This window comes from Actinomyces johnsonii (genome assembly GCF_006546835.1).
In the GTDB taxonomy this organism is placed as follows: domain Bacteria; phylum Actinomycetota; class Actinomycetes; order Actinomycetales; family Actinomycetaceae; genus Actinomyces; species Actinomyces johnsonii.
Window position 1 is genome coordinate 198,054 of record NZ_VICB01000005.1, and the last position, 19,330, is coordinate 217,383.

Genomic DNA, 19,330 nt, shown 5'->3' on the forward strand with positions numbered 1-19,330 from the left:
TAGTCGCCGCGGCGGGGCCTGACAGGCCGGCACCCCGACCGCGGCTGACTCGTCCTGCTCGGCCACGTTCCCGACCGTTCCCCTTTGCTTCCCCGGAGTCCTCACGGGCTCTCGCCGGAACCGTCGTCGGAACCACGAAGCACCTGAATCCAGGAGAACCCCCGATGCGTAACGCCCGCCCCGCCCCCCAGCAGCCCTCCGGTATGCCGTTTGCCAAGTACCGGCCCTTCCTCGACATCGTCAGCATCGACCTGCCCGACCGCACCTGGCCGGACAAGCGCATCACCCAGGCCCCCCGCTGGCTGAGCACCGACCTGCGCGACGGCAACCAGTCCCTCATCGAGCCCATGGGCCCCCAGGCCAAGCGCGCCATCTTCGATCTCCTGGTGAACATGGGCTTCAAGGAGATCGAGATCGGCTTCCCCGCCGCCTCCCAGACCGACTTCGACTTCGTGCGCTCCCTGGTGGACGACGGCGCGATCCCCGAAGACGTCACCATCTCCGTGCTCACCCAGTCGCGCGGCGAGCTCATCGACCGCACCCTGGACGCCTGCATCGGCATCCCGCGGGCCACCGTCCACCTCTACAACGCCCTGTCGCCCCTGTTCCGCAACGTCGTCTTCCGTATGGACCGCGACCAGATCCGCGAGCTCGCCGTCGACGGCACCCGCCAGATCATGGCCCGCGCCGAGAAGGTCCTGGATGAGGACACGATCTTCGGCTTCGAGTACTCCCCGGAGATCTTCGTGGACACCGAGCTGGAGTACAGCCTCGAGGTCTGCCGGGCCGTCATGGACGCCTGGGAGCCCGAGGGGGACCGCGAGATCATCCTCAACCTGCCCGCCACCGTCGAGCGTGCCACCCCCAACATCTACGCCGACCAGATCGAGTGGATGAGCCGCCACCTGCCCCACCGCGAGTCCGTGTGCCTGTCCCTGCACAACCACAACGACCGCGGCTCGGGCGTGGCCGCCGCCGAGTTCGGCCTCATGGCCGGCGCCGAGCGCGTCGAGGGCTGCCTGTTCGGCCACGGCGAGCGCACCGGCAACGTGGACCTGGTGACCCTGGCCCTCAACCTCTTCAGCCAGGGCGTCGACCCCATGCTCGACCTGTCAGACATCGACGAGGTCCGCCGCATCGTCGAGCGGGCCACCGGCATGGACGTGCCCCCGCGCACCCCCTACGCCGGCGAGCTCGTCTACACCTCCTTCTCCGGCTCCCACCAGGACGCCATCAAGAAGGGTTTCGCCGCGCGCGCCAAGCAGGTCGACGCCAAGAAGGCCGAGGGACTCCCCAGTGCCGACGCCGAGACCGCCGTGCCGTGGTCCATGCCCTACCTGCCCATCGACCCCCACGATGTGGGCCGCTCCTACGAGGCGGTCGTGCGCGTCAACTCCCAGTCCGGCAAGGGCGGGGTCGCCTACCTGCTGGGCACCACCCGCAAGCTCGAGCTGCCGCGCCGCCTCCAGATCGAGTTCTCCCGCATCGTCCAGCGCCACACCGACACCTACGGCGGCGAGGTCGACGGCGCCCGCCTGTGGTCGATCTTCGCCGACGAGTACCTGCCGGCCGCGGCCGCCCCTGAGGTCGAGCTCAGCCGTTGGGGCCGCTTCGAGCTGCGGGGGGCCACCCTGACCTCCACCGGCGACGACCAGGACTCCACCCTCACCATCACCCTCGTCGACGACGGCCAGGAGAAGCACCTGGCCGCCGCCGGCAACGGCCCCCTGGACGCCTTCGTCACCGCTCTAGAGAGCACGGGCCTGAGCGTGCGGATCCTGGACTACGTCGAGCACGCCCTGAGCGAGGGCCGCGACGCGAAGGCCGCCAGCTACGTCGAGTGCGAGATCGACGGCCAGATCCTGTGGGGCGTGGGCATCGACCCCTCCATCACGACCTCCTCCTTCAAGGCCGTCATCTCCGCCCTCAATCGCGCCCTGCGCTGAGGGGGCGTGAGAGACTGCCTCCGTGATGAGCAGGCTGTACCGGGACGAGGCGATCGTCCTGCGCACCTACAAGCTGGGCGAGGCCGACCGCATCATCGTGCTGCTCACCCGCCACCACGGGCAGGTGCGCGCCGTCGCCAAGGGCGTGCGCCGCACCGGCTCCCGCTTCGGTGCACGCCTGGAGCCCTTCTCCATGATCGACGTCCAGCTCCACGCCGGACGCAACCTCGACGTCGTCACCCAGGCCGAGATCATCGACCCCTTCGGCCGGCCCATCTGCGCCGACTACGCCATGTTCACCTGCGCCTCGACCATGGTGGAGACCGCCGAGCGCCTCAGCGCCGACGACGGGGACCTCGGCACCGAGGCCAGCCCCCAGCAGTACCTGCTGCTGGCCGGGGCCCTGGCCGCCATGTCGCACCGGCGGCACGCGCCCGGACTCATCCTGGACTCCTACCTGCTGCGCGCCCTGGCCCTGGGCGGCTGGGCGCCCTCGTGCTACGACTGCGCCCGGTGCGGCGCGCCCGGACCGCACCGGGCCTTCCACGTGCAGGTCGGCGGCGCGGTGTGCGAGTCCTGTCGCTCGGCCGGCGCCGTCGAGGTCGAGCCGGCCACGATGGTGCTCCTGGGCGCCCTGCTCTCCGGCGACTGGGCCGTAGCCGACGCCTCCGGCCGGCGCGAGCGCTCGCAGGCCTCCGGCCTCGTCTCGGCCTACACGACCTGGTACCTGGAGCGGCGCCTGCGCTCCCTCGCACTGGTGGAAAGGGCATAACCATGACAGACGGTACGAGAGATGCGGCCGCAGGTGCGACTCGGGACATGACGATTGAGGAGGCCCCGCCCCTGCACCGCCCGGGCCTGACCCCGCCGGTGCTGTCGCCGACCTCCCTGCCCCAGCACGTCGCCGTCGTCATGGACGGCAATGGGCGCTGGGCCAACGCCCGCGGCCTGCCCCGCACCGAGGGGCACCGGGTGGGGGAGGCCAACCTGCTCGACGTCGTCGCCGGCGCCGTCGAGATCGGCGTGAGCGAGCTGAGCGCCTACGCCTTCTCCACCGAGAACTGGCGGCGCTCACCCGGCGAGGTCCGCTTCATCATGGGCTTTGCCCGCAAGGTCCTGCGCGCCCAGCGCGACATCCTCCACTCCTGGAACGTCAAGGTGCGCTGGGTTGGGCGCACCCCGCGCCTGTGGAAGTCCGTGCTGCACGAGCTGCGCGAGGCTGAGCGCCTCACCTCCCACAACACGGGACTGGTCCTCAACCTGTGCATCAACTACGGCGGACGCGCCGAAATCGCCGACGCCACTCGCGCCATTGCCGAGGACGTCGCCGCGGGCCGTCTCAAGGCCGGCTCCATCAACGAGAAGACCATCCAGCGCTACCTGTACTCGCCCACCATGCGGGACGTGGACCTATTCATCCGCACCGGAGACGAGCAGCGCACCTCCAACTTCCTCATGTGGTCCTCCTCCTACGCCGAGCTCTACTTCTCGCCCCTGCCCTGGCCCGACTTCAACCGCACCGAGCTGTGGAGGGCCTGCGAGACCTACGCCGGGCGCGAGCGCCGCTACGGCGGAGCCGTGGACAAGGTGCTGCACGAGGAGCCCGGCGGCACCGGGGATCCGCAGGACGACGAGCAGTAACGGAGCAGTAACGGCCCGGCGAGACCGCCTCACCGGCTGCCCCAGGCTCAGTCCTGCGAAGCGTCTCAGGCGGTTTCCCGGGCCGAGCAGCTGGTGCACAGGCCGAAGAACTCCGCGGTGTGCTCCATCTGGGTGAAGCCCTGCTGGGCCGAGACCCGCCGGATCCACTCCTCCAGCTCGCCGCCGGCGACCTCCACGGTGTGCCCGCAGCGGCGGCACACGATGTGGTGATGGTGCTCCTGCTTCTCGCAGGCCCGGTAGAGGACTTCTCCCTCGGCGCTGCGCACCTGATCCACGGCGCCGGTCTCCGCTAGGGTCTGCAGGTTGCGGTAGACGGTGGCCAGCCCCACTTTGGTGCCCTCCGCCTCCAAGGCGGAGTGGATCTGCTGGGCCGAGCGGAACTCGTCGGTGCGCGCCAGGATATCGGCGACGGCGGCGCGCTGGCGCGTGGCACGGGGTCGCTGCGCCGTGTTGCGTGCGCTCATGAGCTACCTCCTGAGGTGATGCGGTGCCGTCGGGAGCGGCCGATGAGCTGCCACAGGCCGGAGAAGAGGGCGACGACGGCGTACCCCCCTACCAGGAGTATCACGATCATGGCGCCGGGGGAGGCCGCAACCAGGTAGGTGATCGTCAACCCGGACACACAGGCCACCACCCCCAGCCCCATCGCCAGGTACATGGTGCGCGAGAACGAGTGCGAGACGAGCTGGGCGATGGCCACCGGCACGATCATGACGGCCGAGACCAGCAGGGCGCCCACCACCCGCATGGACACCGAGACCGTCAGCGCCGCGACCACCGCCACCAGCACGTTGAGGGCGCCGGTGGGCAGGCCGCAGGCGCGGGCGAACTCCTCATCGTTGCACAGGGCGAACAACGGCCCGCGTAGCCCCAGCCCCACCAGGAGCACCAGGGTCGCCAGGGCGATGGTGAACCAGGCATCCGAGACCGAGACCGTGGAGATCGAGCCGAACAGGTAGGAGTTGAGATTGGTCGTCGTGCCCCCGGCCAGGCGGATGAGGATGACGCCACCGGCGATGCCCCCGTAGAACAGGATCGCCAGGGCGACGTCGCCGCGGGTGCGGCCGCCGGCGCGGATGACTTCGATCGTCACGGCGCCCAGCACGCTGATGATGATCGCCCCGGGCACGGCCCAGGCGTCGTGGGGCGTGACGTTGGCGGCGGCCCCCGCCAGCCAGCCCAGGGCGATACCGGTTAAGGCGATGTGTCCGATCCCGTCGCCCAGCAGTGCCAGGCCTCGCTGAACTAGGTAGGTGCCCACCACCGGCGCGGCCAGTCCCACGAGCACCGCGACGATGAAGGCCCGCTGCATGAGGGGGCTGGCGAGCATGTCGGAGATGAACTCGATCATGGTCGGGTGCTCCTGCCGGTGCGGGGCCGCGCGTTGGGCAGCCGGTGGTCGAGGACGGGGGCGTGGTGCGCCGGGGGACCGCCGGCATCCGGGTGGTGGTCCCAGTGGTCACCATCGCCTCTGATGGAGGCGCCGGTCCTGCCGTCGCGCAGGCGGGCCACCTCGGCGGCCGGCCCGTCGGCGACGAGGCGTCCGTCCTGAAGCATGATCGCCCGCTGGACGACGTCGGCCAGCTCGCCCATCTCGTGCAGGACCGTCACCAGGGTCAGTCCCCGCTCGCGCAGCCCCAGCAGGATCTCGGCCAGGGACTCGCGGCTGGCGCGGTCGATCCCGGCCAGGGGCTCATCGAGGATGAGCAGCTCGGGGGAGCGCACCAGGGCCCGGGCGATGAGGACCCGCTGGGCCTGCCCGCCGGAGAAGACCTGGACGTGGTCGCCGGCCCGGTGGGCCAGCCCGACGGCATCGAGCGCTGCCATCGCCCGCCGCTTGGCGGTCCTGCCGCGGTCCGCCCAGGGGCGGCGCGGCCCCAGGAGCCCGGAGCGCACCACCTCCAGAGCGGTGGCCGGGACGCCCGAGCCCGCACCGATCCGCTGGGGGACGTAGCCGATGCGCTCCCAGGAGACCCTGCGGCGCCGGCTGATGGGGGTGCCCAGCACCTCGATATGGCCGCTGGCCGTGGGCACCAGCCCCAGAATGGCTTTGACGAGTGTGGATTTGCCCGAGCCGTTGGCACCCAGCAGTGCCACGGACTCGCCGCCGCCCACCGCAAGGCTCACGTCGTCCAGGATGAGGGAGGCGCCCAGGACGACACTGAGGTCCCGCACCACGATGGTGAGCGCGGACGACGCCGCCCGGGGCGAGCCGGACGGCGTCGTCGGAGATGATGCTGCTGAAGGAGATGAGGAGGTCATACCTAAGTGATCATGCCGATCTGGTTGGATGTCATCTGCTCGGGTCGCCGGGCTCGGCCGGCCCCGACTCTACTGGCAGGCCAGGGCGGCCTTGAGCCGCCCCAGGTTGGTGGTCATGGCGTCGGTGTAGTCACCCTGCTCGGGCTTGGACTCCAGGGGGCTGAGGACATCGGTCTGCGCCCCGGTCTCCGCGGCGATCGTCTGGGCCGTGGTGGGGGAGACGAGCTCCTCGGTGAAGATCGTCGTTGTCCCCGTGCTCTCGACCACCGTCTTGATGTTGGCCAGCTCGGCGGGGCTGGGCTCGGTCTCGGGGTCGATGCCGGAGATGGAGGCCTGGGTCAGCTTGTAGCGGTCGGCCATGTAGCCGAAGGCGGCGTGGGAGGTGACGAAGGTGGTGCGCTGGCAGCTGGACAGGTCCTGGGTGTACTGCGTGTCCAGGTTGGTCAGCGCCGTCTTGAGCTTGTCCAGTCCGGCCTTGTAGTCGTTGGCGTTGGCCGGGTCGATCTTGGCGAAGGAGGCCTCCATGGTCTCGGCCACCGCGATCATGCGCTGCGGGTCGAGCCAGAAGTGCGGGTCGAGGTCGTTGCCGTGCTCCTTGCCCTCGGTGTGGCCGTGCTCGTCATGCCCGTGCTCGTCATGGCTGGTCCCGCTGGACTCGGCGGTAGCACCGTCTGCGGCCTCGTCACCGTGCTCGTGCTCCTCCTCGACCCCCTCGTGGTGGACGAGGTTGGCGGGTTTGCTCAGGTCCAGCACCGTGGGCCCGGAGCCGACCTCCTTGACGGCCTTGTCCAAGGAGGGCTGGAAGCCGGGGACGTAGGCGATGAGGTCGGCCTTGCCCAGCTCGGCGGTCTCCTTGCCGGAGAGCTCGAAGTCGTGCGGCTCGACGTTGGGAGGGGTCACGGTGGAGACCTTGACGAGTGGGCCGCCGATGGCCTCGGCCAGGTAAGCGATCGGGTAGAAGGACGTCGAGACCGTCAGGGTCTTGCCCGGTGCGATCGTATGGGCGGAGGATGCCGACGAACTCTCGCTCTTCAGGGCGCTGCACGCGCTCATGCCGGCAGCGAGGATCAGGGCCGCTCCGAACGCCGCGATGCGACGGAGGTGATGAGAACGAGTCTGTGAAACACTCATGCGAATCATTCTCATACTCTTGATCTCGTGCGTCAAACCACGGCGAGTATGCGTGTGCGCTGCTGAGAGCCGATTTGCCAGGGGAATCGGCGCATCTGCGCCGCGAGGTCGCGGTGCGACGGGCCCCTCACCGACTCATGACGGCCCTCGGCCTAGACTGTCCCCACTCGTCCCCACCAACCAGGCGGGACCACGACTACTCCTGAAGGAGCACTCCGTTGGCATCCACCCCTTCACGCCTTGACGCCGTCATCAACCTCGCCAAGCGTCGCGGATTCGTCTTCCCCTGCGGCGAGATCTACGGCGGAACCCGCTCGGCCTGGGACTACGGGCCGCTGGGCGTCGAGCTCAAGGAGAACATCAAGCGCCAGTGGTGGCAGTCCATGGTCCGCTCCCGCGACGACGTCGTCGGGCTGGACTCCTCGGTCATCCTGCCGCGCGAGACCTGGGTCGCCTCCGGCCACGTCGGCGCCTTCACCGACCCGCTCGTGGAGTCCCTGCACACCCACAAGCGTTACCGCGCCGATCAGCTCATTGAGGACTACGCCGCCCGCAAGGGCCTCGAACCCGAGGCCGTCACCCTCGACATGGTGCCCGACCCCGTCACCGGCCAGCCGGGCTCCTGGACCGAGCCGCGCGAGTTCTCTGGCCTGCTCAAGACCTACCTGGGGCCGGTCGATGACGAGTCCGGCCTGCACTACCTGCGCCCCGAAACCGCTCAGGGAATCTTCATCAACTTCGCCAACGTCATGAGCGCGGCCCGCAAGAAGCCGCCCTTCGGCATCGGCCAGGTCGGCAAGTCTTTCCGCAACGAGATCACGCCCGGCAACTTCATCTTCCGCACTCGTGAGTTCGAGCAGATGGAGCTGGAGTTCTTCTGCGAGCCGGGTACGGACGAGGAGTGGCACCAGTACTGGATCGACTACCGCAAGGCCTGGTACGTGGGCCTGGGTATCGACCCCGCTAACCTGCGCGAGTACGAGCATCCCGCCGAGAAGCTCTCCCACTACTCCAAGCGCACTGTGGATCTGGAGTACCGCTTCGGCTTCGCCGGTTCGGAGTGGGGCGAGCTCGAGGGCATCGCCAACCGCACCGACTTCGACCTGTCCACCCACGCCGAACACTCCGGCAAGGACCTGTCCTACTTCGACCAGACCAGGAACGAGCGCTGGACCCCCTACGTCATCGAGCCCTCGGCCGGCCTGACCCGCTCGCTCATGGCCTTCCTGGTGGAGGCCTACACCGAGGATGAGGCCCCCAACACCAAGGGCGGGGTGGACAAGCGCATCGTGCTCAGGCTCGACCCGCGCATCGCCCCGGTCAAGGCGGCCGTCCTGCCGCTGAGCCGCAAGGAGGAGCTCACCGGCCCGGCCAAGGAGCTGGCCTCCTGCCTGCGCCGCTCCTGGAACGTGGACTACGACGACGCCGGCGCGGTGGGCCGCCGCTACCGCCGCCAGGACGAGGTGGGCACGCCCCTGTGCCTCACCTACGACTTCGACTCGCCCGAGGACGGCGCGGTCACCGTGCGCGAGCGCGACACCATGACCCAGGAGCGCATCCCGCTCGAGGGCGTCGAGCGCTACCTGGCCGAGCGGCTCGTGGGCTGCTGAGGCCCGTCCTACTCTGCGCTCCGCCGTCGGATCCGGCTCCGACGGCGGAGCGTCCTCAGGCACCATGAGGCAGCGATGCCTTCCCAGCTCCGGCACTCAGCGGCCAGACCCCTGGACGGGGTGCAGGGCATCCCCCAAGCCGCCCCGTGTCCCTGGCTCACCTCAGAGGCGCGGGGCGGGCATGATGGGACGGTGAGCACCAACTCAACCTCCCCGAGCCATGAGACCATCCCTTCAGAGGACCCTCCCGGGCAGCCGGCCGAGGAAACCGGTCACGACCGTAGCCGTGGCCACGGCCATAGCGGGCACAGCCACTCCCACTCCGGGCCCCTGGACCTGGAGGCGGGCGAGGTCCGCCGGGTGAGAATCGTACTCGGCGTGATCGTCGGCGCCCTGGTGCTGGCCACCGTCGTCGGGCTGTTCATGCTGTGGCCGGGCAAGAGCTCGTTGATCGGCTCGCGCTCCTTCACCGCCGAGGGCGGCTCGGTGGGCCGGGCCACCATCACCTCCTTGGACCTGTCGAGCTGCCAGAGCGCCGTCAGCGCCCTGACGGAGGTCAACGGCGTCACGCAGGACGCCTTCGCCAAGGGCCACGTGTGCGCCCGCATCACGGAGGGTGAGGGCAAGGACTTGATCATGCCGGTCCAGCTGGTGGGTGAGCCCCGCAAGCTCGCCCACGTTGGCGATCGCCTCGTCGTCCTCTACTCACCCCAGGCGATCCTGTCCGGTTCCCCTTACTCCTTCATCGACTACCATCGCCAGCTCCCGGTCGGCGCCCTGACGATCGTCTACCTCGTGCTCGTCGTGGCGGTGGCCGGGCGCAAGGGCGTCTTGAGCGTCCTGGGCCTGCTGGTGGCTACCGGCGTGCTCGCCTTCTTCATGATCCCGGCCCTCCTGTCCGGCTCCCACCCGCTGGCGGTGACACTGGTCGGCTCGATGGCGATGATGCTGGCGGCTGTCTACGTGGCCCACGGCGTGTCCATCCGCACCACGACGGCCCTGCTGGGAACGGTGGCCGGTATCGTGCTCACCGTCCTGCTCGCCCTGTGGGGGACCGACGCCGCCCACCTGACCGGCGATGTCGACGAGACCGCCCGCCTGTTGGCCTCCCGCACGCACATTGACCTGCAGACGCTGCTGACCTGCGGCATGGTCATCGCCGGCCTCGGCGTCCTCAACGACGTCACCATTACCCAGGCCTCTTCGGTGTGGGAGCTGCACGCCGCCAACCCGCTGCTGTCGCGCACGCGCCTGTTCACCGGCGGGATGAGGATCGGCCGGGACCACATCGCCTCGACCGTCTACACCCTGGCCTTCGCCTACGCCGGCACGGCGCTGCCGCTCATCCTGGCCGCGGCCCTCATGGACCGCGCGGTGCTGGACACCATGCTCTCGGGCGAGATCGCCGAGGAGATCGTGCGCACCCTCATCTCCTCCATCGGCCTGGTCCTAGCGATCCCGGCGACAACGGCGATCGCGGCGGCCCTATGCCGCGTCACCCCGGTCGTGGACGATTAACTGACGGACGACTGACTGACGAGGCAGACCGGAGGACGGCAGTCAGACTCGCTCAGCCGCCGGAGACGTCGGACTCGGCCTGGCTGAGCATCTCGCGGTGGGCCTCATCCAGGACGGGGGAGTCCAGCCACCCGTCGGGCAGGCGCGGGGTCTTGGGACTGCCGGCCCGGCCCCGGGGGCCCTCGACGATGTCGCCGGGGTAGTCGACGATCTCCGGCAGGCGCGAGCGCATCCGCTCCAGGCCGGCGTCAAGCTCGGCCAGCGTCCTGATCCCCATGAGATCGGCGCGCGCGGCGCCGCCGACCGGGTAGCCCTTGAGGTACCAGCCCACGTGCTTGCGCAGGTCGCGCACTCCCCGGTCCTCGCCCATCTCGGCGGCCAGCATGCGCCCGTGGCAGCGGATCACCTCGATGACGGTATCCAGGTCCGGGCGGGTACGCGCGTCCGAGCCGTGCAGGGCCGCCACGATGTCGGCGAACAACCAGGGCCGCCCCTGGCAGCCGCGCCCCACGACGACGCCGTCGCAGCCGGTGGCCTCCATCATGCGCACCGCGTCGTCGCCAAGCCAGATGTCCCCGTTGCCGAGCACCGGTAGGTCGGTGGCCTCTTTGAGTCGGGCGATCTCCTCCCACCGGGCCTGGCCCGAGTAGTGCTGGTGCGCGCTGCGGGCGTGCAGGGCCACGGCCGCGATCCCGGCGTTCTCGGCGGCCCGAGCGGCATCGAGGAAGGTCTCGTGCTCCTCGTCGATGCCCAGACGCATCTTCATGGTCACCGGGACCTCCCGTGCCCGGCCGGTGGCGCGGACGGCCGCCTCGCTGGCACGCACGGCCTCGGTGAGGATCGCCGCCAGCAGGTCGCGCTTCCAGGGCAGCGCCGCCCCGCCGCCCTTGCGCGTCACCTTGGGCACCGGACAGCCGAAGTTCAAATCGATGTGGTCGGCCAGATCCTCCTCCACCAGGATCCGCACCGCGGCGCCCACCGTGGCCGGATCGACCCCGTAGAGCTGGATGGAGCGCACCCGCTCGGCCGGGTCGGTGCGCACCATCGCCAGGGTGCGCTCGTTGCGCTCCACCAGGGCCCGGGTGGTGACCATCTCGGTGACGTACAGGCCCGCCGGGGCCAGCAGGCCAGCGCCCGGCGCCGCCACCGGGCCTGGGGAGGCGGGTGAAAGCGCCTCGGGCAGGGCCGCCTCAGCCATCTCGCGGCACAGTCGGCGGAAAGAGGCGTTGGTGACGCCCGCCATGGGGGCGAGCTCGACCGGGGTGGACACCTCCAATGGGCCGATGCGCAGCGGTGCGGGTGCGCGACCGGATGCGTCGGCGCCGTGGGAGGAGGAGATGGTCTCGGTCGTGGTCACCCTGACATGCTGACACACGACGGGTGTCAAGATGTTGACCCGCCGTGCCGTTCGGCCCCGCACAGGCACAGGTATGGACCACCTGTGGGAGAGATAACACAGGTTAATCGAGGGTGCTGCGTGACGAACTACTGATGATGAATGCTCGCGCGCGTTACCTTGTGTGTTTGTGCTGATGAACGAAGAGACCGAGCCGTCAATACCACGTTCCGTCGTCGTGACCGGTGCCTCCCGGGGGATTGGGGAGGCAGTCGCGAAGGCATTCCTCGCACAGGGCGACCGGGTGGCAGGTATCTCCCGTTCCGGTGAGGCCCCCGAGGGAGTCCTGGGGCTGGCCGCCGATGTCACCGACCCCGAGGCGCTGGCCCAAGCGCTCAGCGCCGCCACCGAGGCGCACGGCACCATCGAGGTCCTCGTGGCCTCGGCCGGCATCAACCGGGAGTCCCTGGCCGCCCGCACCTCCTCCCAGATGTGGGACGAGGTCATCTCAGCCGACCTGACCGGCACCTTCAACACGGTGCGTGCCGTCACCCCCGCCATGATGCGGGCCCGCCGGGGACGCATCATCCTGGTCTCCTCGGTGATTGCCGCCCGCGGAGGCGTGGGCCTGTCCGCCTACGGCGCCGCCAAGGGCGGGGTGGAGGGCCTCACCCGATCCCTGGCCCGTGAGCTCGCGCCGCGCGGCATCACCGTCAACGCGGTGGCGCCCGGATTCGTGCGCACCACCATGACCTCCTCCCTGCCCGACCACATCCGCACCGCCTACCTCGAGCAGATCCCCCTGGGGCGTTTCGCCGAGGTCGCCGACGTCGCCGGCCCCGTCCTGTTCCTGGCCTCCCCGGCGGCCTCCTACGTCACCGGCGCGATCCTCGGCGTCGACGGCGGCATGGGCATAGGGCGATAGACAGTCGGCAGGCGTGGGACGATGAGAGCATGAACCCTCCCATGGGACTGCTCAGTGACCGCACAGTGCTCGTCACCGGCGTCCTACGGCCCAGCTCGATCGCCACCCGAGTCGCAGAGGTGGCCGCGCAGCAGGGCGCACGTGTCCTGCTGACGGGGCACCCCCGCACCCTGGCGGCCACCGCCTCGGTGGCTCGCGGCCTCGGTCTGCCCGACCCTGTGACGCCCCTGGACGTGGCCGACGCCGACTCACTGGCCGCCCTGGCCCCCGCCTTACGGGAACTGGGCATCACCCGCCTGGACGGTCTGGTCCACTCCATCGCCCGCGCAGACCCCGACCTGCTGGGAACCGTCCTCCCACCCGAGCCCCCCGGCACCGATCCGCAGAGCGCTGATCAACCAGAGCAGGCGGGCAGAATGCGCAACCTGGAACGCGCCTTCACCGTCTCAGCGGCCTCTTTGCCCGCCCTCGTCCACGCCGCCTCCCCACTGCTGGACCGCGGCGGCAGCATCGTGACCCTGACCTTCGACAGCGCCCGCGCCTGGCCCGGTTACGGCTGGATGGGCCCCCTCAAAGCGGCGCTGGAGGCCGCAGTGCGCGCCCTCGCCGTCGAGCTTGGAGAACGTGGCGTGAGGGTCAATGCCATCTCGTCGGGCCCCTTGAGGACCACCGCCGCGGGCGCCATCCCGGACTTCGGGGAGCTCTCCCAGCGCTGGGACGCCACCGCCCCTCTGGGATGGGACGCCGGCGATGCCACCGCCGTGGCCCGCAGCGCCGTCGCCCTACTGTCCCCCTGGATGCCCGCCACTACCGGGCAGACCATCCACGTCGACGGCGGGGCGTGCGTCGTCGGCTGACCGTACTCGAGCGCGCCGCGACAGCCATGCGCGACAGCCATGTCTGGACCGCCGCCGTGCCGTAGGGTAGGACCGTGACAACGGATCCCATGCGCCGGCTCGTGCTCGTCCGACACTCCAAGGCCTCCCACGACGCCGTCACCGACCTGGAACGTCCTCTGACGCCCAAGGGCGCCGCCCTGGCCGACCTGCTGGCCAAGGAACTGCGCAAGCGCCTGGAGGCCACCGACCTGCTCCTGGTCTCCCCTGCCGCCCGCGCCCGCGAGACCGCCCGCCCCCTGCGCGACCGCCTCGAGCCTACCGACACCCTGGTGCGCGAGGAAATCTACAACCTGGGTCCCAACGGCATCCTGAGGGTCCTGTCCGAGGACGGCGGAGACGCGGGCACGGTGGTCGTCGTCGGCCACGAGCCCACGATCTCCGTGCTGGCCCACATCCTCCACGACACCGACGACGACATGGCCTCCCAAATCTCCTTCGGCGTGCCCACGGCCACCGCCGTCATCATCGATGTTCCCGGCCGCTGGACCGACCTGGGGCCCAGTAGCGCCCGTATCCGCGAGATCTTCACCGCTCGCCGGCGCGGCTGATTCAGATGGCCCGCGGTGGGCCATCGGCCGGTAGCGCCGTCCCTCGGCCGGGTTCGGATCAGGCTCCGATCAGCTCTGGATCAGTTGCAGGACGGCCCGCAGGTCGCGCACGTGCACGGCGGCGTCGGCCTGCTCGACGACGACCGGCTTGGCGCAGAACGCCACTCCCAGCCCAGCGGTCGCCAGCATCCCTAGGTCATTGGCCCCGTCCCCGACGGCGATGGTGCGCTCCATGGGCACCCCGTCCTGCTCGGCCCAGGTGCGCAAGCAGCGGACCTTCTCCTGACGGTCCACGATCTTCCCCAGCACCCGGCCGGTGAGCACGCCGCCGGCCACCTCCAGGCGGTTGGCCGCCACATGGTCGATCCCCAGCCGCTCGGCCAGGGGCGCCACGACCTCCTCGAAGCCGCCGGAGACAACTCCCACCCGGCAGCCGCGCGCGTGCAGCGCCTCGATGAGTTCGGCCGCACCCTCGGTGGGGCGCACTTCGGCGAGGACGTCGGCGAAGACGCCGTCGGAGACCCCGGCCAGCGTCGCCACCCGCTCGCGCAACGAGGCGGCGAAGTCCAGCTCCCCGCGCATCGCCCGGGCCGTGACCTCGGCGACCTGCTCACGCGTCCCGGCCCGTTCGGCGATGAGCTCGATGACCTCCTGCTCGATGAGGGTGGAGTCCACGTCCATGACCAGCAGGCCGGGGCCCTCGGTGATCAGCGGTCCGTCGGTCAGCGCGCCGCTGACCGACGGACCGGCAGGGGTGGGGGAAGTACTGCTCATGGCGTCATGCTAGCCGCGCACGCGACTGCGCCGTCTCCCCGGGATGAACCGGGAGACGGCGCAGCTGCTTTGAGGAGACGGGCCTGGAGGCCGCTCGGATCAGCGGGTGACGACCTGCCCCTTGGCCACCACCGTGATGCCGGACTCGGTCACGGTGAAGCCGCGCTCACGGTCGTGCTCGGGATCGATACCCACCATGGCGCCCTCCTCGACCCGGACGTACTTGTCCAGAATCGCGCGGTTGACCACGGTGTTACGGCCGACCTCGGCGCCGTCCATGAGGACCGATTCGCGCACCGAGGACCAGGAGTTGACTCGCACGCCGGGGGACAGGACCGAGGAGATCACCTCACCGCCGGAGACGATGACGCCCGGCGAGACGATCGAGTCGACCGCGTGCCCCAGGCGCTCGTGGTGCCCGTAGACGAACTTGGCCGGAGGCATGGCCGCCTGGTACCCGGCGAACAGCGGCCAGCGGTCGTTGTATAGGTTGAACACGGGCGTCACCGAGATGAGATCCTGATGCGCTTCGAAGAAGGCGTCCACGGTCCCCACGTCGCGCCAGTAGTCGCGGTCGCGCTCGGAGGAGCCGGGAACGTCGTTATCCTTGAAGTCGTAGACGCCCGCCGCACCCTGGTTCACGAACCAGGGCACGATGCTGCCGCCCATGTCGTGCTTGGAGGACTCGTCGGCGGCGTCCACCGTGACGGCCTCAAGGAGCGCGTCGGCATTCATGATGTAGTTACCCATCGAGGCCAGAACCTCATCGGGGGAGTCCGGCAGGCCAGGGGTCTCCTTGGGCTTCTCGACGAAGGCCTTGATCTTGCCCCGGTCGGACGGGTCGGTCTCGATGACGCCGAACTGATCCGCCAGGGACCGGGGCTGACGGATACCCGCCACGGTGCAGGGCAGCCCGGAGGCGATGTGGTGATCCAGCATCTGGGAGAAGTCCATGCGGTAGATGTTGTCCGCACCGGTGATGACCACGTAGTCGGGCCGCTCGTCGTCGAGCAGGTTGAGGGACTGGTAGATCGCATCGGCACTCCCCAGGAACCAGTGCTTGCCCACGCGCTGCTGGGCCGGCACCGGGGCGATGTAGTTGCCCAGCATGTCGGACATGCGCCACGTCTTGGAGATGTGGCGGTCCAGCGAGTGAGACTTGTACTGGGTGAGCACCACGACCTTGAGGAAGCCGGAGTTGATCATGTTGGACAGCGAGAAGTCGATGAGCCGGTAGATGCCGCCAAAAGGAACGGCGGGCTTCGCGCGGTCGACGGTCAGGGGCATGAGACGCTTGCCCTCACCGCCGGCGAGGACGATTGCTAGTACGCGAGGTTGAGCCATGTGGCCTACCTTACGTTGCTTAGGGCACTTACGGGGACAAACAGATCACAATTCGGACCAATCCCGAGCCGGCCGCCGCCGCTGCCCGAGAGGGCGGGCGGGGCGCATCTTCGCCGGTCTTGGCGGGTACAGCCGAGCCTGGCGACCCTGACAGAGCCTCGGAGGAGGACGAGGGGCTGGTCCTCAACCCGGACCTTCGATCTAGATCCGCCCCCGTCTCAGTCCTCCGAAGGCTCCATACGCGAGAGTTCGGTGGAAACCACCGACGTCGAACGGTCCCACCCGGTCCGGTGTACGTATACCGTCGGATGTGGCGCCCGCTCCACCGCAGGCGCCCGTCCTGCGCCGAGGAAGGCGCGGTCAGTCCATCCAGCAGACAGAGGAGAGGCACACCCATGAGGGTCGACCTGCTGACCAAGGAGTACCCACCTTTCATCTACGGCGGCGCCGGAGTCCACGTCAACGAGCTCGCCAAGGTCCTGCGCCCCCTTGCCGACGTCCGCGTCCACGCCTTCGGCGGCCCCCGCGAGCCCGGCACCGAGGGCGCCGAGGACGGCGTCACCGGCTACCCCGAGATCGCCGAGCTCGACGGCGCCAATGCAGCCCTGCGCACCTTCGGCGTCGACCTGGAGATGGCCCAGGGCACCGAGGGAACCGACCTCGTCCACTCCCACACCTGGTACGCCAACCTCGCCGGTCACCTGTCCGGCCTGCTCCACGGCGTCCCCCACGTCATCAGCGCCCACTCCCTGGAGCCCCTGCGCCCCTGGAAGGCCGAGCAGCTCGGCGGCGGCTACGCCCTGTCCTCCTGGGCGGAGAAGACCGCCTACGAGGCCGCCTCCGGCATCATCGCCGTGTCCAACGGCATGCGCGAGGACATCCTGCGCTCCTACCCGGCCGTCGACCCCGAGCGCGTCAAGGTCGTCCACAACGGCATCGACCTCGAGGCCTGGAAGCACCCGCAGGGCGAGGAGGCCGACGCCGCGGCCGCCGCCACCCTCAAGCGGCTCGGCATCGACCCCGACCGCCCCACCGTCGTCTTCGTCGGACGCGTCACCCGCCAGAAGGGCCTTCCCCACCTGCTGCGCGCCTGCGAGCAGCTGCCCGCCGACGTCCAGGTCATCCTGTGCGCCGGCGCCCCCGACACCCCCGAGATCAAGGCCGAGGTCGAGGGCCTCGTGGCCGGCCTGCGCGAGAAGCGCACCGGCGTGGTCTGGATCGAGGAGATGCTGCCGCGCCCCGAGCTCATCGCCGTGCTGGCCGCCTCCGACGTCTTCGTGTGCCCCTCGGTCTACGAGCCCCTGGGCATCGTCAACCTCGAGGCCATGGCCGTGGGCCTGCCGGTCGTCGGCTCAGCCACCGGCGGCATCCCCGACGTCATCGTCGACGGCGAGACCGGCCTCCTGGTCCCCATCGAGCAGGTCCAGGACGGCACCGGCACCCCCATCGACCCGGCCCGCTTCGAGGCCGACCTGGCCGAGCGCCTGACCACCCTGGTCACCGACACCGAGGCCGCCAAGACCATGGGCAAGGCCGCCCGACGCCGCGTCGAGGAGCACTTCGCCTGGGAAGCCATCGCTCATCGCACCATGGACGTCTACAACTGGGTCCTGGCCCAGGGCTGAACGGGACGGTTCCCGCCCGGCCGCGCCACCGAGTAATACGGCCCCTCTATCGGGCCCACCACTCGGTGGCCGCCGCGGCGCCGTGACGAGCCACCGCCAGCAGCGGGCGCAGGACACCGGAACGCCGCTGCGCCTGGAGGGCCGTCATGGCCGCTCCGTCGTCACCCAGCGCCAGTTCGCAGATCTCCGCCAGCCGCAAAGAGCGCTCCAGCAGCTCCCTGTTGCGCCCAGACAGCCAGGGAGGAATGAGACTCGGCTCCACCACGGCCGTGAGCAGATCGTTGAGCGCATCAGCCATCTCCGGGCGCTCGCGGGCCAGGTCGAGCTCGATGAGCGAGTCGATCGCCTCCTCCGTGGCGGCGTGCACCCGCCTGCGGGCATGGGCGGCATCCAACGGCGGCAGTGGGCTGGCCATCGGCTCGGCCCGCCAAGCCACGGAGGCGCCGGAGCCCTCGGGCACCAGCAGCACCCGCCCGGTCGCGCCCTCGACGACGACGCCCTCTTCGATGTCCGGGACGATGCCCCAGGCGCCGGCGCTGGAGACGGGGGAGGGGAGGACCGCCGTCACCCGGGTGAGCGGGCGGGCACCGGTGAGCCACTGCTCCAGGCCGACGCGCTCGGGATCGTCTGCGGAACCGATCGACGCATCGATGCCGTCGGAGGTGGCGCCGATGACGTCATGGACGCCGTCGGGTCCCTGAACGAGCGACAGTCCGTGAGAAGAGGGGACCGGTGCCCACAGGGCCAGCACGATGCTCACGGGCAGGTTGAGGGGCTCCACGGAACTCCACCATAGTGAATGGCGGCGTTCCGGCTCGGATCCGAATGGGGACCGGTCCCGCTCGGCCGCCCCTCATCTGCCCGGTGTGACGCCGGTGGCACGATAGGATCGACTCATGACCAGTGTCCTGCACCTTGACGACGTCTCGCTGCACCGCGGCAGCAACCAGATCCTCAGTCACGTCGGCTGGACCGTTGAGGAGGGCCAGCACTGGGTGCTGCTGGGACCCAACGGTGCGGGCAAGACCACGATCGCCAGTATCGCCTCGGCCAGGCTCTTCCCCTCCTCCGGGACGGTGGACATCCTCTCCGAGCGGCTCGGGCGCGTGGACGTCTCTGAGCTCCATCCTCGCATTGGCCTGTCATCCTCGGCGTTGGCCGCCGGTATCGAGGGTGGTGAAAGGGTCCTGGGCGTGGTCCTGTCGGCCTCCTACGGTCGCATTGGGCGCTGGCGCGAGGAATACGACGACTTAGACCTGGAGCGCGCCCACGCCCTGCTGGGCGCCCTGGGCGCCGGGCACCTGGCCGACCGCGTCTGGGGGACGCTGTCCTCCGGGGAGCGCAAGCGCGTCGAGCTGGCCCGCGCCCTCATGCCGGACCCGGAGATGCTCTTCCTCGACGAGCCGGCCTCGGGTCTGGACCTGGCCGGCCGCGAGCAGCTCCTGTCTGCGCTCACGGAGATCATCTCCTCGCCGGACTCGCCCTCCATGATCCTGGTGACCCATCACCTCGAGGAGATCCCGGAGGGCTTCACCCACGCGCTCACGCTGCGCGAGGGGAAGGTCGTGGGCTCCGGACCACTGGAGCAGGTCCTCACCGAGGACACGATCAGTGCGACCTTCGGCATGCCGCTGGAGGTCACCCACGACCGCGGCCGATACACCGCCCGAGGCCTGCGGCGCGGTCACGGCAGGCGCGTCGCCGAGGCCCGGGGCTGACGTCACCGAGCACGATCGGCCGCGCCGGAGCG

General features: G+C 70.0%; 18 protein-coding genes. 10 read left to right on the plus strand and 8 right to left on the minus strand.

Annotated features, from left to right (window positions below; translation table 11 throughout):
- Positions 1-164: 164 nt before the first annotated feature.
- Genes leuA through uppS form a run of 3 tightly spaced genes read left to right on the plus strand, consistent with a single transcriptional unit; the run spans position 165 to position 3,587 of the window.
- Positions 165-1,946: a 2-isopropylmalate synthase gene (gene leuA, locus FK256_RS05635; RefSeq protein WP_141424009.1), complete on the plus strand. Its 1,782-nt coding sequence runs from the start codon at positions 165-167 to the stop codon at positions 1,944-1,946.
- Positions 1,947-1,968: 22 nt separating this feature from the next.
- Complete coding sequence (gene recO / locus FK256_RS05640) at positions 1,969-2,718, plus strand: DNA repair protein RecO (RefSeq protein WP_141424010.1); 750 nt, start codon at positions 1,969-1,971, stop codon at positions 2,716-2,718.
- Positions 2,719-2,765: 47 nt separating this feature from the next.
- Positions 2,766-3,587: a polyprenyl diphosphate synthase gene (uppS, locus tag FK256_RS05645; protein ID WP_244936179.1), complete on the plus strand. Its 822-nt coding sequence runs from the start codon at positions 2,766-2,768 to the stop codon at positions 3,585-3,587.
- Positions 3,588-3,652: 65 nt separating this feature from the next.
- On the opposite strand, the gene FK256_RS05650 is transcribed toward uppS, so the two are convergent.
- The 4 genes from FK256_RS05650 to FK256_RS05665 form a co-directional block, all read right to left on the minus strand.
- The gene (locus FK256_RS05650) at positions 3,653-4,072 is read right to left on the minus strand and encodes a Fur family transcriptional regulator (protein ID WP_009233902.1); all 420 of its coding nucleotides are present in this window, start codon (positions 4,070-4,072) and stop codon (positions 3,653-3,655) included.
- Positions 4,069-4,959 (minus strand): metal ABC transporter permease, encoded by an 891-nt coding sequence (locus tag FK256_RS05655; RefSeq protein ID WP_009233901.1) that lies wholly within the window; start codon positions 4,957-4,959, stop codon positions 4,069-4,071. Before FK256_RS05655 ends, FK256_RS05650 begins: the two co-directional genes overlap by 4 nt.
- Positions 4,956-5,870, minus strand: coding sequence for a metal ABC transporter ATP-binding protein (locus FK256_RS05660; protein WP_141424012.1), 915 nt, complete (start codon positions 5,868-5,870; stop codon positions 4,956-4,958). Before FK256_RS05660 ends, FK256_RS05655 begins: the two co-directional genes overlap by 4 nt.
- Positions 5,871-5,939: 69 nt before the next feature.
- Positions 5,940-7,001: a metal ABC transporter substrate-binding protein gene (locus FK256_RS05665; protein ID WP_170197915.1), complete on the minus strand. Its 1,062-nt coding sequence runs from the start codon at positions 6,999-7,001 to the stop codon at positions 5,940-5,942.
- A 218-nt stretch (positions 7,002-7,219) separates the two neighbouring features.
- Between FK256_RS05665 and FK256_RS05670 the strand changes: the two genes are divergently transcribed.
- Positions 7,220-8,611, plus strand: coding sequence for a glycine--tRNA ligase (locus tag FK256_RS05670; protein ID WP_141424014.1), 1,392 nt, complete (start codon positions 7,220-7,222; stop codon positions 8,609-8,611).
- A 192-nt stretch (positions 8,612-8,803) separates the two neighbouring features.
- Positions 8,804-10,129, plus strand: a complete 1,326-nt coding sequence (locus FK256_RS05675) for a YibE/F family protein (RefSeq protein WP_141424015.1) — start codon at positions 8,804-8,806, stop codon at positions 10,127-10,129.
- Positions 10,130-10,181: 52 nt separating this feature from the next.
- Here FK256_RS05675 and dusB read toward each other — a convergent pair whose 3' ends face one another.
- Complete coding sequence (gene dusB, locus FK256_RS05680; protein WP_244936181.1) at positions 10,182-11,486, minus strand: tRNA dihydrouridine synthase DusB; 1,305 nt, start codon at positions 11,484-11,486, stop codon at positions 10,182-10,184.
- A gap of 175 nt (positions 11,487-11,661) precedes the next feature.
- On the opposite strand from dusB, the gene FK256_RS05685 reads away from it, so the two are divergent.
- The 3 genes from FK256_RS05685 (at position 11,662) to FK256_RS05695 (ending at position 13,837) form a co-directional block, all read left to right on the plus strand.
- The gene (locus FK256_RS05685; RefSeq protein ID WP_211343528.1) at positions 11,662-12,390 is read left to right on the plus strand and encodes an SDR family oxidoreductase; all 729 of its coding nucleotides are present in this window, start codon (positions 11,662-11,664) and stop codon (positions 12,388-12,390) included.
- 29 nt (positions 12,391-12,419) lie between these two features.
- Entirely contained in the window at positions 12,420-13,247 is an 828-nt protein-coding gene (locus FK256_RS05690) for an SDR family oxidoreductase (RefSeq protein WP_141424018.1), read from the plus strand.
- 89 nt (positions 13,248-13,336) lie between these two features.
- Complete coding sequence (locus tag FK256_RS05695) at positions 13,337-13,837, plus strand: SixA phosphatase family protein (RefSeq protein ID WP_141424140.1); 501 nt, start codon at positions 13,337-13,339, stop codon at positions 13,835-13,837.
- Positions 13,838-13,906: 69 nt separating this feature from the next.
- Here FK256_RS05695 and serB read toward each other — a convergent pair whose 3' ends face one another.
- Together serB and glgC are read right to left on the minus strand one after the other, a co-directional pair.
- Positions 13,907-14,611, minus strand: coding sequence for a phosphoserine phosphatase SerB (serB, locus tag FK256_RS05700; protein ID WP_141424019.1), 705 nt, complete (start codon positions 14,609-14,611; stop codon positions 13,907-13,909).
- A gap of 99 nt (positions 14,612-14,710) precedes the next feature.
- Positions 14,711-15,955, minus strand: a complete 1,245-nt coding sequence (gene glgC / locus FK256_RS05705; protein WP_009233890.1) for a glucose-1-phosphate adenylyltransferase — start codon at positions 15,953-15,955, stop codon at positions 14,711-14,713.
- Between the two features lie 395 nt (positions 15,956-16,350).
- Here glgC and glgA point away from each other — a divergent pair, with 395 nt between their 5' ends.
- The gene (gene glgA, locus FK256_RS05710; protein ID WP_141424020.1) at positions 16,351-17,580 is read left to right on the plus strand and encodes a glycogen synthase; all 1,230 of its coding nucleotides are present in this window, start codon (positions 16,351-16,353) and stop codon (positions 17,578-17,580) included.
- Between the two features lie 46 nt (positions 17,581-17,626).
- Here glgA and FK256_RS05715 read toward each other — a convergent pair whose 3' ends face one another.
- On the minus strand, positions 17,627-18,361 hold the full coding sequence (locus FK256_RS05715; RefSeq protein WP_141424021.1) for a hypothetical protein: 735 nt from the start codon (positions 18,359-18,361) through the stop codon (positions 17,627-17,629).
- 115 nt (positions 18,362-18,476) lie between these two features.
- Between FK256_RS05715 and FK256_RS05720 the strand changes: the two genes are divergently transcribed.
- On the plus strand, positions 18,477-19,298 hold the full coding sequence (locus tag FK256_RS05720; protein ID WP_141424022.1) for an ABC transporter ATP-binding protein: 822 nt from the start codon (positions 18,477-18,479) through the stop codon (positions 19,296-19,298).
- Positions 19,299-19,330: the final 32 nt, after the last annotated feature.